The sequence below is a fragment of the Flavobacterium sp. LB2P53 genome (assembly GCF_003970305.1).
In the GTDB taxonomy this organism is placed as follows: Bacteria; Bacteroidota; Bacteroidia; order Flavobacteriales; family Flavobacteriaceae; genus Flavobacterium.
In genome coordinates this window covers 131411-146582 of the sequence record NZ_RYDG01000006.1, presented here as the reverse complement: position 1 = coordinate 146582, position 15172 = coordinate 131411, and the positions used below count along the sequence as shown (strand labels likewise).

Sequence of the window (15172 nt, the reverse complement as noted above, 5' to 3'; positions counted from 1 at the left end):
AAAAGTGTATTTTATCATAAAGAAAAAACCCGTTACGTTATAAAAACGTAACGGGTTATGGTTAAGATTCAAAGGAATTATTTAAGGATTTGTGGCTTCGCCGGCTTTATGAACCTGAACCGTTAATTCTTGTGCCCCTTCTTCGATATCCATGAAGATTTCATCTCCGGTTGTTATTTTCGAAGTGATAATTTCTTCTGCAAGGGTATCTTCAACATATTTCTGAATGGCTCTTTTTAGTGGTCTTGCGCCAAATTGCCTGTCGAAACCTTTCTCAGCTATAAATGCTTTTGCTTTGTCAGAAAGACTCAATTGATACCCTAATTCGGCAACACGGGCGAATAATTTTTTTAATTCGATTTCGATAATTAAATCAATATCATGTTTTTCTAAAGCATTGAATACAATTACATCATCAATTCTATTAAGGAATTCAGGAGCAAAAGTTTTCTTTAAGGCGTTTTCAATAATACTTTTTGAATTATCATCAGCCTGCGCTACTTTGGCAGCAGTTCCAAAGCCGACTCCTTGTCCAAAATCTTTTAATTGTCTGGCACCAACATTCGAAGTCATGATTATTATGGTATTTTTGAAATCAATTTTTCGACCTAAACTATCCGTTAAATATCCGTCATCCAGCACTTGTAATAACATATTGAAAACATCAGGATGCGCTTTTTCGATCTCATCCAATAAGACCACGCAATAGGGTTTTCTTCGCACTTTTTCAGTCAGTTGACCGCCTTCTTCATACCCTACATATCCCGGAGGTGCACCAACTAAACGAGAGATAGCAAATTTCTCCATGTATTCACTCATGTCAATGCGTACCAAAGCATCTTCAGAGTCGAATAACTCTTTAGCCAATACTTTAGCAAGTTGTGTTTTACCAACACCGGTTTGTCCTAGAAAGATAAAGGATCCAATAGGTCGATTTGGGTCTTTTAACCCGGCGCGATTTCGTTGTATCGAACGTGCAATCTTCATGACGGCCTCTCTTTGTCCAATAACTTTTCCTTCAATAAGTTCTGGTAATTTAGCCAATTTATTGCTTTCGGTTTGTGCTATTCGGTTCACAGGTATTCCGGTCATCATCGATACAACATCGGCTACATTGTCTTCCGTAACTTCTATTCTGTTGTTTTTTGAATCTTCTTCCCATTGTTCTTGTGCAATAGCTAAATCTTTTTCAATACGTTTTTCGTCATCACGAAGTTTAGCGGCCTCTTCATATTTTTGTTTTTTTACCACAACATTCTTCAGTTCTCGAACATCTTCTAATTGACGCTCTAAATCTAAAATCTGTTTAGGAACTTCAATATTGGTAATATGAACTCTGGAGCCTGCTTCATCTAAAGCATCGATGGCTTTGTCCGGTAAGAAGCGCTCAGACATGTACCTGTCAGTTAATTTTACACAAGCCTCAATAGCTTCTTGTGTATAAGTAACATTATGGTGGTCTTCATATTTATTTTTGATGTTATTCAAAATTGTAATCGTTTCAGTGACGGATGTAGGTTCTACAATTATCTTTTGAAAACGTCTCTCTAATGCACCATCTTTTTCTATGTATTGTCTGTATTCGTCTAATGTTGTAGCGCCAATACATTGAATCTCACCGCGCGCTAATGCCGGTTTAAACATATTGGATGCATCCAGAGATCCAGTTGCACCACCAGCACCTACAATGGTGTGAATTTCATCTATAAAAAGAATGATATCATCATTTTTTTCCAATTCATTCATCACTGCTTTCATACGCTCTTCAAACTGCCCACGGTATTTTGTTCCGGCAACAAGACTGGCTAAATCCAAGGTAACAACACGTTTGTTGAATAAAGTACGTGATACTTTTTTCTGAATAATTCGCAACGCTAGACCTTCGGCAATGGCTGATTTTCCCACACCTGGTTCTCCTATTAGTAATGGATTGTTCTTTTTTCTACGACTCAAAATTTGCGAAACGCGTTCGATTTCTTTTTCACGCCCTACAACAGGATCCAGTTTTCCTTCTTCGGCCATTTCTGTTAAATCCCTTCCAAAATTATCTAAAACAGGGGTTTTCGATTTTTTATTGGATTTGTTGGCTGGATTGTTAAAGGTGCCTTCTTTTAGACTGTCATCTTGTCCTGAATCGTCATTATACGATTCGTTTCTTGGCAATTTCTCTATAAATTCTTCTTCGTTTGGAGTCATGTTTAGATATTGTTCTTTAGCTATATCATAATCAATTTTCAGTTTATTCAATAGCTTGGTTGTTGGATCATTTTCATTTCTTAATATGCATAACAATAAATGTGCGGTGCTGATAGAGGAACTCTGAAAAACCTTAGCTTCTAGAAAAGTGGTTTTCAAAGCCCGTTCTGCCTGGCGTGTCAGGTGCAGGTTTTTCTTCTCAACATTTACTTCTACACTAGGACTTGCGGGGCTTAAGATCTCTACTTTTCTGCGTAAATGGTCTAAATCGACGTCAAGGTTATTCAATATTTGAATTGCTTTTCCGTTACCGTCTCTTAGAATTCCCAGCATTAAGTGTTCTGTTCCTATAAAGTCATGTCCTAGTCGCAAAGCTTCTTCTTTGCTGTAAGTAATAACGTCTTTTACTCTTGGTGAAAAATTATCATCCATAATATATATTTGATATCGTAAATTTAGTGAATTAGTGATAGAAAAACAAAAACCATTCCTATATGAAGTCGTGTCAGCTAAGTGACAAAAATTATCAAGATATTAAAGTTAAATTTACCTTAAATTATCAACTAAAAGCGAAGTTTTATTTGTTAATAAATCATTGAAATTAGTGTTTTAAAATAGGTTTAAAAATTTCAAAAAGATGTATATTGGCACGTTTTGAAACTAATATAATTTTTTAATATAACAACTTATGTCTGAAGGAGAAAAGTTAATTCCTATTAACATTGAAGATGAAATGAAAACGGCCTACATCGATTACTCGATGTCGGTAATTGTATCAAGAGCACTTCCAGATGTTAGAGATGGCTTGAAACCAGTACATCGAAGAGTCCTATTTGGAATGCATGATTTGGGTGTAAATTCTAGATCTGCCCACAAAAAGTCCGCAAGAATTGTTGGGGAAGTTCTTGGTAAGTATCACCCACACGGTGATACCTCAGTTTATGATGCAATGGTTCGTATGGCACAAGAATGGAGTATGCGTTACTTATTGATTGATGGCCAGGGTAATTTTGGGTCAGTAGATGGCGATAGTCCTGCAGCAATGCGTTATACAGAGGCTAGAATGCGTAAAATTTCAGAAGAAATCTTGGCGGATATAGATAAAGAAACTGTTGATTTTAAATTAAATTTTGACGATACGCTGGAGGAGCCAACAGTTATGCCAACACGTGTTCCTACCTTATTAATAAATGGGGCAACAGGAATTGCAGTGGGTATGGCCACTAATATGCCTCCTCATAACTTGACTGAGGTGATAAACGGGACATTGGCTTTCATGGACAATAGCGATATTGAGATTGATGAGTTGATGACGCATATCAAAGCCCCAGATTTTCCTACAGGAGGTGTTATATATGGATATGAAGGCGTTCGTGAAGCATTCAAAACAGGTAGAGGACGTATTGTAATGCGTGCCAAAGTAGGTTTTGAAGAAGTGGACGGAAGAGAATGTATTATCGTTACCGAAATTCCTTATCAAGTTAACAAGGCCGATATGATTAAGCGTACGGCTGATTTGGTTAACGATAAAAAAATTGATGGAATTGCGAATATCCGAGATGAATCGGATAGAAACGGGATGCGTATCGTTTATATCTTGAAACGAGATGCTACGCCAAACGTAGTTTTGAATACACTTTATAAGTTTACACAATTACAGTCTTCTTTCAGTGTAAACAATATTGCCATTGTAAAAGGGCGTCCGCAAATGTTGAATCTGAAAGATCTGATTCATTATTTTATAGAGCACCGTCATGATGTAGTGACTCGCAGAACGCAATTTGAATTGAAAAAAGCAGAAGCAAGAGCCCATATTTTAGAAGGTTTGATTATCGCTTCGGATAATATTGACGAAGTAATTGCTTTAATTAAAGCTTCAAAAAGCACCGAAGAAGCAAGAGAAAAACTAATCGAAAGATTCAATTTATCCGATATTCAATCTCGAGCCATTGTTGAAATGCGTTTGCGTCAATTAACAGGTCTTGAACAAGATAAGTTAAGAACAGAATACGATGAAATCATGAAGTTAATCGAGCATCTAAAAGCTTTATTAGCAGATGTAAACTTAAGAATAGCCTTGATTAAAGAAGAACTAACTGAAATTCGTGATAAATATGGAGATGAACGCCGTTCTGTAATTGAATATTCAGGAGGAGATGTAAGTATTGAAGATTTAATTGCCGATGAAAATGTAGTTATCACGATTTCACATGCAGGATATATTAAACGTACAAATCTTACGGAATACAAAACTCAAAACAGAGGCGGAGTTGGACAAAAAAGTGCAGGAACACGGGATCAGGATTTCTTAGAGCACATGTTTGTGGCTACGAATCACCAATATATGATGTTCTTTACCCAAAAAGGGAAATGTTTCTGGATGCGTGTTTACGAAATACCAGAAGGAAGTAAAACGGCCAAAGGAAGAGCAATCCAAAACTTGGTAAATATAGAAAGCGACGATAAAGTAAAAGCATTTATTTGTACTCAGGATTTAAAAGATCAAGATTACATCAAAAGTCACAACCTTATTATGGTGACTAAAAAAGGGCAGGTTAAGAAAACATCTTTAGAGAAATATTCTAAACCCAGAGTGAATGGAGTTGCTGCAATTACTATTAAAGAAGGGGATGAGTTATTAGAAGCAAAATTAACGAACGGGCAAAGCCAAATTATTTTAGCTGTGAAATCTGGTAAATTAGTTCGTTTTGAAGAAACTAAAACCCGTCCAATGGGAAGAACAGCTTCAGGAGTTCGCGGAATTACACTTAAGGATGATACGGATGAAGTAATTGGCATGGTCACTGTAAACGATATGAGCAGCGAAATATTAGTAGTTGCTGAAAACGGTTATGGAAAACGGTCTAGCCTTGACGAATACAGAATTACAAATCGTGGGGGTAAAGGAGTAAAAACCTTGAATATTACGGAGAAAACTGGGAAGCTGATTTCTATTAATGCCGTTACTGATGCGGATGATTTAATGATTATTAATAAATCTGGATTGACTATCAGAATGGCTGTAGAGGATTTGAGAGTAATGGGACGTGCTACGCAAGGTGTAAAACTGATCAATATAAAAGGAAACGATTCCATAGCTGCAGTCACTAAAGTAATGAAAGACGATGTGGCGGAAGTAGTTGTTGATGAAGACGGAAATATTATTGAGTCGGAAGCTATCGAAAGAGTAAAACCTGTTCTTGAAGTTCTTGAAGAGGATGGTGTAGCTGAAGAGGAGGATGAAGAGGACGATTCTGAAAGTGAAGACGAAGACACTGAAGACGAAGACGATTCAGATGACGAAGCTTAGTATGAATACTAATAACTGGTTTCAAAACTTCCAATCCAATTGGATTGGAAATTTTGAAATTAAATAAGTGTAGATTAAAAAAGAACTATTAAACAAGAACTATTAAACAAAATCGAATACCATGAAAAGTAAATATGTAGTACTAGCATCAGCGTTAGTGATTTCAGTAGCCACTTTTGCTCAAAAAGATCAAATTAAAGCCGCTGAAAAAGCATTAAAAGGGGGTAAATCTCAAGAAGCAGTAACCATTTTGATGGAAGCCGAATCTCTCATCGCTAATGCTAAAGAGGCGGAGAAAGCACAATTTTTCTTTGTAAAAGGAAAAGCTTTATTGGATTTAGCCAATAAAAAAGTGGATGCAGATGCTAATCTTTCGCTTGCGGCAAAAGCATATCAAGATTTAATTGATGCTGAAAAAGTTTCCGGTAAATTGAAATTTTCTACAGAAGCTGCAGCTTCAATTACAGAAATTAAATATAAATTGATTAATGCTGCCATAGCGGATTCAAAAATCAATAAGCATTCAAATAGTGCAAAAAAACTGTATGATGCATATTTATTAGATAAAAAAGACACTATCAATTTGTATTATGCGGCCTCTACTTATGTGAATGCAGCAGAATATGACACAGCACTTAAGTTGTATGATGATTTGAAAAACTTAAATTATTCTGGAAAAGGAACCAGTTTTTTTGCGGTGAATAAAATCACTAATGAAGAAGATCTTTTTACAACGGCTCCGGAAAGAGACAGAGTAGTGAAAATAGGGACTCACGAAAAACCAAGAACAGAGGCTATTCCTTCTAAAAGAGGAGAGATCTATAAAAACATAGCTTTAATTTTAGTGCAAAACGGAAAAATTGAAGAGGCTAAAAAAGCAATATCGGATGCAAGACAAGCAAATCCGGAAGATACTTCATTGGTTTTGACAGAAGCAAATCTTTATTTAGAAACAAAAGATTTTGAAATGTATAAAAAGCTGATCGCTCAAGTATTAGAGAAAAATCCTAATGATGCTGATTTAGTTTTTAATTTAGGAGTTCTTAGTGCTAATGCAAAAAATCAGGTAGACGCTGAAAAGTACTATTTAAAAGTTATTGAAATTAATCCTAAATACATTAATGCTTACATCAATTTAGCGGCCATGAAGTTAGAGGATGAAAAGGTAATTATCGATGAAATGAATAAATTAGGAACTTCTACTAAGGATATGAAGCGCTATGATGAATTGAAAAAGAAAAGAGAAAATTTATTCAAAGCTACAATTCCTTTTCTTGCAAAAGCAGTTGAACTAGATCCTAAAAATGAGGATGTTTCAAAAACACTTTTAGGCGTATATAGCGCTTTAGAAATGACAGCTGAATACAAGGCATTGAAGGCAAAGAATTAATGCTAGATTTTTAAATTTAAAAATAACCTCTCTCGAATTACTATTTTGAGAGAGGTTTTTTTTATATGATTTTTTTAATTACTCTTAATTTGTGTGTATGCTTATTGGTTTCGGCATTAAATATTCCTAAATGATCAAGCCTGTCAATTCGTACTTTTCCACTGGCATGAATGATGTAATTATCATCCATAATTATTCCTACATGGATTATGTTGCCTTCTTCGTTATCAAAAAAAGCGAGATCTCCTGGTTCACTTTCTTCTATAAAACTTAAAGCTTCCCCTTGTTTTGATTGTTGAGAGGCATCACGAAGCAATTTATATCCGTTCAGTTTATACACCATTTGAGTAAATCCTGAACAATCAATTCCAAAAGGAGTTTTCCCTCCCCAAAGATAAGGAGCGTTTAAATACATAAAGGCAGTTTTTATCAAATGCTCTTTTGTTTTTTTGCCACTTGTTTTTGTTCCATCAAACTCAAAATTCGAAATGTTTATCTCACTGTTATTTATAAATGAAACCGAGGATCCGAGCGGAATAGGAATTAATTGATTATCTGGAGTAGTGATATATTCAATTAAATCGGAATTCAATATGATCGTTTCTGCGGATAATTGATTAAAATTTGATTCTGAAATCAACTGTAATTGTTTAGAATCGATCCAGCCTTCATACTCGTCGTACTGTACTTTGATGCGAGACCATTGTTTCATTTGCTCTAAAATTTCAAAATGTTCTCCAAATAAAATTTGAGAAACAATTTCGCTTTTATCACTGGGTTCAAACCGAAGTGGTATCATTGCTAGATTACAAATTCCGAACATTTAGGGTAATTTATGAGTTTAGAATTAGGAGTTATATGTTTTTAATATACAACTCCTAATTTATAATTATTTTAAGCTCTTTCAATAACAATTGCTGAAGCACCACCACCACCATTACAGATTGCAGCAGCTCCAATTTTACCATTATTTTGTTCTAATACGTTGATCAAAGTAACAATAATTCTTACTCCGGAGCAACCTAAAGGATGTCCTAATGATACAGCACCACCATTCACATTAATCGTGCTGCTCTCTAGTCCTAAAATTTTGGCATTGGCTAGGCCAACTACAGCAAAAGCTTCATTGAATTCAAAATAATCAACATCAGTAATGGCTATTCCTGCTTTTTCTAATGCTTTAGGAATTGCTTTTGATGGACTTGTTGTAAACCATTTTGGTTCTTGTGCGGCATCTGCATACCCTTTTATATACGCCAGAGGTTTCAATCCTAAAGAGATTGCTTTTTCTTCGCTCATTAATATCACAGCTGCTGCTCCATCGTTTATTGTAGAAGCGTTTGCTGCGGTAACTGTACCGTCTTTTGTGAAAACAGGATTTAATGAAGGTATTTTGTCTAATTTTACATTAGAAAACTCTTCGTCTTTAGAAATTATAATAGGATCTCCTTTTCTTTGAGGAACGGCTACAGAGACAATTTCATTATCAAATTTTCCGGTCTCCCAAGCTTTTGCACTTCGCTCGTAGGATTGAATTGCGGCGTTGTCTTGGTCTTCTCGGGTAAAATTATATTCAGCAGCACATAAGTCCGCACAAACGCCCATTGCGTTGTTGTCGTAAGCATCAACAAGTCCATCTTTTTGTAAACCATCAATAAATGTTGCTGGACCAAATTTAGTTCCTGTTCTCAAATTCATATAGTGAGGAATTAAACTCATGTTTTCCATTCCACCCGCAACAACAATTTCAGCATCACCACATAAAATGGCTTGAGTACCTAGCATTACAGCTTTCATTCCAGAGGCACATACTTTGTTGACTGTAGTACAAGCAACAGAATTAGGTAAACCAGCATATAGTGCAGCTTGGCGAGCAGGAGCTTGTCCTACACCAGCTTGAACTACATTACCCATAAATACTTCATCAATTAAATTTGGATCCAATTTTATTTTGTCCAAAGCTCCTTTTATAGCCACAGCACCTAATCTAGGAGCGGTAACTGTAGATAATCCTCCCATAAAACTACCGATAGGTGTTCTAACAGCAGAAACGATAACAACTCTTTTGTTCATGATTTATATAATGTTGGTTTATGTAGCAAATTTAATCTTTTTTAAACAATTTCGTATTTTGATGTTGGGATAATCTCTTTTAAAAATTTATTTATATTCTATATGTTTGATTGTGAAGTCTTTTTAGAATTAGGATAAAAAATATTTAAAAAAAAGGTCTAAATAGTTGTGAGGAACGTAAAGATGTGTTAAATTTGCAACCGCAAAACAGGACACGTTTCTTTGAGCTTGGAGGGGTGCCAGAGTGGTAATGGAGCAGTTTGCTAAACTGTCATCGAGCAATCGGTGCCAGGGTTCGAGTCCCTGTCCCTCCGCTTTATATTTTTTTCGGGGTGTAGCGTAGCTCGGTTATCGCGCCTGCTTTGGGAGCAGGAGGCCGCAGGTTCGAATCCTGCCACCCCGACTAGTTTTTTACATGAGCAATGGAGGCATAGCTCAGCTGGATAGAGCACCTGCCTTCTAAGCAGGCGGTCGAAGGTTCGAATCCTTCTGCCTTCACTTTGAAAATCAAGCCTTTACCGAAATGTAAGGGCTTTTTTTATGCCTTGTGACGAACATTTGCCGAACATTAAAGGCAAAAAAAGTAAGATTATATTTTCTTATATTTGATGAAAATTTAATCTTATGGATATTAATAGCTTAAACTTTATTTATATTACAGTACTAAGCCTGTTTTTAATTTATGGAGTGTGGATATATTATTATACCACTAAAGATAGTTTTGTATTATTAAAAAAATCATTCAAGGACAAAACTGGAATCGATTTAAAATCGGAGTTTGATAAAGTGAAAATAAAAACACAATTAATTTTTTGTTTTTTGATTTCGTATTTATTTACTATTAAATGTATTCAATCGCACACTGAAGGCAGTCCTTTTTTTACTTATGCAGGATACTTAAACGTATTTTTTTTTATTTTGGGGTTAATTTTGATGCTTTCGTTTCACTATCGTACCAAAATATTAGCTAAAATGAATTACTATAGAAATATAGTAAGCCCAAATTCTAATACTTCTATACTTGAAGAATTAAAACCAAATAATTTTCAAATTAATACTTTTGAAAACATTCAAGCAACAAAAGAAGTTTCCGTTTCGTCTATCCCAAAAAAAGCAATTTTTAAATCATATTTAGCCGAAGATGAATTAAAGAATGAATATAATTTTAGAATTAAAAATGGAGATTTAATTGTTGTTTTTGATGATTTTAATTCCTTTGCTCAAGGCAAAAGTATAGAAAACAAAATCACTTGGTTATCTGAAGTGAATAATGCAAAAGTTAATGATGGACGTAAAGGAAATAAGAAAATCAGCAAGGCTAACTTATTAGACATGTATAAAGTTTTATTCAATGTTGATTACGAAAAATTAATAGCATCTGAAATAGTTATTCATGTAAATAATTATTTTTCATTCATAAGTGAAAATTTTCCAAACGAAAAAGAAATGAATGCTAATCATTTTAGCCGTTGGAAAAACAAATAAAAAGCATAAATTATTATAGAGAGATAGAAGTAACTTCTATCTCTCTATTTCCTACCCTCTTTTCTTATTGTTGATTTGCATTGCCGTTCCTAACTAAAGGAAAGGATAACTAAACAATGTATCATGAGCAATCTACAAATCGAAGAGAAACTATTCAATATACAGAATAGCATATCAAAATTAAGTCTAGCAGTTAAAACAATCTTTTCTGTTGAAGAAGCAAGTGCATTTTTAAACTTAAAGCCATCGTATCTCTACAAACTAACTTCGGACAAACGTATCAGGTTTTATAAACCGAATGGGAAATTATTATACTTCAAGAAAGAAGATCTCGAAAGTTTCTTACTACGCAATCCTAGCGAAACAATAAAGGAAGAAGATTCAATCCCACAAAACCACTGGAAAAAATAAACACAATAAACATAGCTAACGACTATGATTATTGTGTGTTATTTAGTTTTCAACCTATTGTGTATGCAAATATATGCACAATAATAATCTATTTGTGTATTATGGAGAAACAAATTTTCGAGCTTCCTAAGGAAGTTACGACTCCTTACAGCGTTTTACAGTCGGATATTAATAATTACCATTTATTTACTGATAATAATAGGATTTATATTCTAAAGGGGACTTCATCAAAACAATATTTTGAATCGATCTCTAATTTTGAAATTCAAATTTTGCAACATATTCAGGATGAAAAATTTCCAATGAAACTCTTGAAAGTTAAAAACGTTTTTGGTTTGCAGCGGATTTTCGATGTTTCTTCTGATTTGTTCAATACTCTGGGTGGTTTTGAAAATAGTATAGCACGTCAAGGAAATTTTTTATTTACCGGAAATGCAAGCGATTTTAAATTGTTGAAGGCTTTTCTTTTCGATAAGATGGGAAATGGAGAGAAATTGGAAAGTTTAGGCTATCAGAATGGCTATGATTTTTGGATTTGGAACAACAAAGTAAATTTATTGAACGGAAAAAGTATTGAGATCGATGAAAATGGAATTTTTAATCATAACCAAAAATCTTTTTATGTTCCATCTGCAAACAAGATATACATTAATAATCTGTCAGCATATCAACCACAAAAGAAGATGAAATTGGTTAATTCTGATATTGCAATGAGTACCTATTTACAAAAGATGATGGAGGTGCATAAAGATCATTCTATTACAGCGGTATTATTTACTATCAGCAGTATTTTCCAGGATATTGTTGTTAATCAGATAGGAAATTTTCCGATCCTATTCTTGTATGGTGCTGGTTCAAGTGGCAAGGATCAATTGGCAGAGTCATGCCAAAGCTTCTTCGGAATTCCACAAACAGCCATAAATCTGGAAGGTGGTGCTTCAACGCTAAAGGGACAAATTAGGAAGTTTGCTCAATTTACAAATATCATTTGCCATTTATCGGAATACAAACGGGGAGATTCAAAGCTTGACGGCACAATTAAGGGTTTTTGGGATAGACGTGGATACGAGTTCGGAACTATTGAAAGTAAAGTTTCTACTGATACTGTTCCAATTTTGTCTTCTACACTTTTGACAGGGAACGAATACCCCGAATCAGAAGCTTTAATTTCAAGACTTTTGTGGTTGGAGTTTCAAGCAAAAACATTTAGCCTTGAAGAAACTAAAAACTATGATCTTTTAAAAGATATGACAAAGAAAGGGATTAGTCATTTTACAGACGATTTGCTAATTTACAGAGACTTATATGAAGAAAAATTCAAAAGTAAATATAGAATGTGTAAAGAGAATTTTACCCCATTAATTGAAGTGCAGCATACTAGGGTAATAGGTAACTTGTCTGTTTTAGGAGCTACTTATGAAATATTCAAGGATTTGGTTGCTTTTCCATTCACTTACAATGAAATGGTTTCGCATTTTAAAAAATGTACAGAAAACCAAACAAGAAAACTGAATTCTTCAAGTATTGGTACAAAATTTTGGGACTGCTTCTTGGCATCGATGCGAGGAAATAAGGACGATAGAATTGTAGTGTTTCGAGATTTAAAACTAGAAGGAAACAATCTGTATTTTCAGTTTACCTCTTGTTACAACAAAATCCAAAGACAATGGGTATTACAATACAGGGAAACTGCACCAAACAAGGGACTAATTCAAGATTACTTGAAAAAAGATTCTTGTTTTATTAAAGAGATAAGTAGCATAAAATTTGAAAAGGGTAAAGATGCAAGAATTACTTCTGGTTATTTAGTAGATCTATCCAAATTGCAAATACATGGAGAAATTGTAAATGCAGTTGAATGGCAGATTTGTGAACAATAAAATAAAAAAATACTTAATCAGTGGGTTAAACGTATGATTATCATGACAGTATAAAAGATAAATTAAATTCAATTTTTCAAAAAAGTACTGTTTTGACTTCCTACACTTCCTACGTTTTTTTTAAGGTATTGATTATTAGTGTTATATAATTAAAAAGTAGTAGAAAACATAGTAGGAAATAGTAGGAAACCGTAGGAAGACATTTTAATGTTTCCTACCAGAACCTACACCTTTTTTGTTACTATTCAATGTAATGCATTAAAAATCAGTGAGTGTAGGTAATGTAGGAGGTGTAGGACGTGGTTTGGCTTTTAATAGGGTTTATGATTTTTCATCAGAAAAACAATAATAGCCAATAAATAAAAAATGTACAAATTGAAAAACGAGCAGAGTATTACAAATTATTAGGTAATTTTTTCTTCCCTTTTGTTCAAAATTTATGCAATTAAAATTAGAAAAAATCCTAAAGTAAGATTTGAAAACAACACATATAAAATTCACATTTAAACCCTTTTAACAAAAGGGTAATAAGACAAGTAAGTATTCATCGGATAAAGCAAAAAATAGCAAGGTGTGTTTTAATGCCGTTAAAAACTCCATTCTGCGAATTTCATTTTTAACGGCATTAAAACGCCTTGCCCTATCGGGAATTGAAAACCTCCGAAGTCGGGTTTCTAAAATATATAAATTATGAATAAATTAAATAGAGGAGGTAGACCGGAAAAAGAAGAAAAAAGGACTAAAGAAAAAAGAATATTGTTTACTGATCAAGAATTTGAAACATTAAATAAAATATATTCGGATTCAAAAATTTATCATAATTTGACGGAAATGATGAGAGATATATTACTGAAAAATGAATATAAAATTATAACAACCGATCAAAAATTAACATTAGAGACAAATTTATTAATTGGTTCCGTTAAGAAGATTGGAAATAATTTTAACCAACTATTAAAGCATTTAAATCAAAAAAAACTGGATAATTTTTCTACTGATGAAAAGAATATCATAATTTTTAATCTACAGGAAATTAGAAAATATTACATTAAAATTGAAAATTTTTTGAAAAATGATAGCTAAAATCTCTACTGGAAGTTGCGTTACTGGAATGGTTAATTACAATCATAGTAAAATAAGTCAAACAAAAAACGAAGAACAAAAAGGAATAATATTAGGTACAAATAACATTAATTCAGAAGAATTGAATGCTATTGTAAACGCTATATCAAATGCTAATTCAAGAAATAATAACGTTTCAAAACCCAATATTCATATAAGTTTATCTTTCCATAAAGACGATATTTTAGACAATGAAACCATTTATAAGATAGCGGAAGACTACATGAAAGACCTGGAATATTCAGAGCAACCTTATGCGGTTTACAGACATTTTGATAAAGAACACCCTCACGTACACATCGTATCCTCACAAATTAATCATTTAGGAAAAAAAATTAATGATTCTCATGTCAAAAGAAGAAGTTATAAAATTACTAGACAACTCGAAGAAAAATACCAGATTACAAAAGCAGTTGACAAAAACGAAATCTTTGATAAAAAGGATCTGTCAAAGGCGATTAACGAACACTTGGAAGAAGGAAAACACAGTTTGTCTGCCATAATGAAAAGAATATTGACAGACGTTTTAGAAAAAAAGCCAACTGAAGAAAAACAATTTGACAGTTTGTTACAAGAATTTCAACTAATAAGAACCATTGTTTGTGATGAAAAAGGAAAACAAAAAGGACATTATTTTGATTTGCGCCCAATAGAATACATTGAAGGTCAGATAGAATATTTAAAAGAATCAAACAAAATTCAAGGATCAGAATTAGACCCGAATTATGGATTTATAAATATTCAAAACACACTACTAAATAACAAAGTTGAAAAAGAAAAACTGCTCAGAAATATGATGGGTAGGGTTTATTTTGTTATCAATCCTATCCTTAAAAACGCTGAACTTTCATTAAAACCAGAAAAATTAAGTGGCTTAATAACTCAATTAAAGCGGAAAGGGATTGAGTTAGAAGTAAAAAGAAGCCAAACAGGGGAGAACCCCAATTCAATTTATGGATTGCGTTTTAAAGATATTAGGGAAGGACATATTTACACTGCTTCGGATCTCAGAATTAAAACAAAAGATTTTTTAGGAACGATAGATGACGATATGAAAAATTTATCATCGAAAGGAATAAGTGATTTACTTTCAGAAAAAAATGAAGAAAAAAACGCAATTTCATTCCCAAAAAATGAAGAACACACCTATGAAAACCATTTAAATGTTTTTGATAACTTATTAAGCATCTTTTCTTCATCTATTCCTACCAATCAGGAATCAAAATTACCAGTTATAAAGAGAAAAAAGAAACGAAGAATGTAACTACTATTTCATTTTCAATGGTGGCAAACTTAGTTGTGAAT

The 15172-nt window shown here is 33.4% G+C and carries 10 protein-coding genes and 3 tRNA genes; 10 read left to right on the top strand and 3 right to left on the bottom strand.

Going from position 1 to position 15172, the window contains the following annotated elements; genetic code table 11:
• Window positions 1-81: 81 nt before the first annotated feature.
• Window positions 82-2628: an ATP-dependent Clp protease ATP-binding subunit gene (locus EKL95_RS09425; RefSeq protein WP_126462449.1), complete on the bottom strand. Its 2547-nt coding sequence runs from the start codon at window positions 2626-2628 to the stop codon at window positions 82-84.
• A gap of 256 nt (window positions 2629-2884) precedes the next feature.
• Between EKL95_RS09425 and gyrA the strand changes: the two genes are divergently transcribed.
• The gene (gyrA, locus tag EKL95_RS09420; RefSeq protein WP_126462446.1) at window positions 2885-5506 is read left to right on the top strand and encodes a DNA gyrase subunit A; all 2622 of its coding nucleotides are present in this window, start codon (window positions 2885-2887) and stop codon (window positions 5504-5506) included.
• A gap of 121 nt (window positions 5507-5627) precedes the next feature.
• Entirely contained in the window at window positions 5628-6896 is a 1269-nt protein-coding gene (locus EKL95_RS09415) for a tetratricopeptide repeat protein (protein ID WP_126462443.1), read from the top strand.
• A gap of 61 nt (window positions 6897-6957) precedes the next feature.
• Here the strand turns inward: EKL95_RS09415 and EKL95_RS09410 are convergent, their stop codons facing one another.
• Window positions 6958-7719, bottom strand: a complete 762-nt coding sequence (locus EKL95_RS09410) for a C40 family peptidase (protein WP_126456224.1) — start codon at window positions 7717-7719, stop codon at window positions 6958-6960.
• Between the two features lie 71 nt (window positions 7720-7790).
• Window positions 7791-8969: an acetyl-CoA C-acyltransferase gene (locus tag EKL95_RS09405; protein WP_126462440.1), complete on the bottom strand. Its 1179-nt coding sequence runs from the start codon at window positions 8967-8969 to the stop codon at window positions 7791-7793.
• 230 nt (window positions 8970-9199) lie between these two features.
• On the opposite strand from EKL95_RS09405, the gene EKL95_RS09400 reads away from it, so the two are divergent.
• The 8 genes from EKL95_RS09400 (at window position 9200) to EKL95_RS09365 (ending at window position 15131) form a co-directional block, all read left to right on the top strand.
• A tRNA-Ser gene (locus tag EKL95_RS09400) sits at window positions 9200-9283 on the top strand.
• A 14-nt stretch (window positions 9284-9297) separates the two neighbouring features.
• Window positions 9298-9372: transfer RNA gene (locus tag EKL95_RS09395), tRNA-Pro, on the top strand.
• Window positions 9373-9393: 21 nt separating this feature from the next.
• Window positions 9394-9467: transfer RNA gene (locus tag EKL95_RS09390), tRNA-Arg, on the top strand.
• Window positions 9468-9755: 288 nt separating this feature from the next.
• Window positions 9756-10454 (top strand): hypothetical protein, encoded by a 699-nt coding sequence (locus EKL95_RS09385; RefSeq protein ID WP_148103994.1) that lies wholly within the window; start codon window positions 9756-9758, stop codon window positions 10452-10454.
• 123 nt (window positions 10455-10577) lie between these two features.
• The gene (locus EKL95_RS09380; protein WP_126564032.1) at window positions 10578-10865 is read left to right on the top strand and encodes a helix-turn-helix domain-containing protein; all 288 of its coding nucleotides are present in this window, start codon (window positions 10578-10580) and stop codon (window positions 10863-10865) included.
• Between the two features lie 101 nt (window positions 10866-10966).
• Window positions 10967-12745, top strand: coding sequence for a hypothetical protein (locus EKL95_RS09375; protein WP_126564031.1), 1779 nt, complete (start codon window positions 10967-10969; stop codon window positions 12743-12745).
• A 690-nt stretch (window positions 12746-13435) separates the two neighbouring features.
• On the top strand, window positions 13436-13828 hold the full coding sequence (locus EKL95_RS09370; RefSeq protein WP_126564030.1) for a hypothetical protein: 393 nt from the start codon (window positions 13436-13438) through the stop codon (window positions 13826-13828).
• Window positions 13818-15131, top strand: a complete 1314-nt coding sequence (locus tag EKL95_RS09365) for a relaxase/mobilization nuclease domain-containing protein (protein WP_126564029.1) — start codon at window positions 13818-13820, stop codon at window positions 15129-15131. Before EKL95_RS09370 ends, EKL95_RS09365 begins: the two co-directional genes overlap by 11 nt.
• Window positions 15132-15172: the final 41 nt, after the last annotated feature.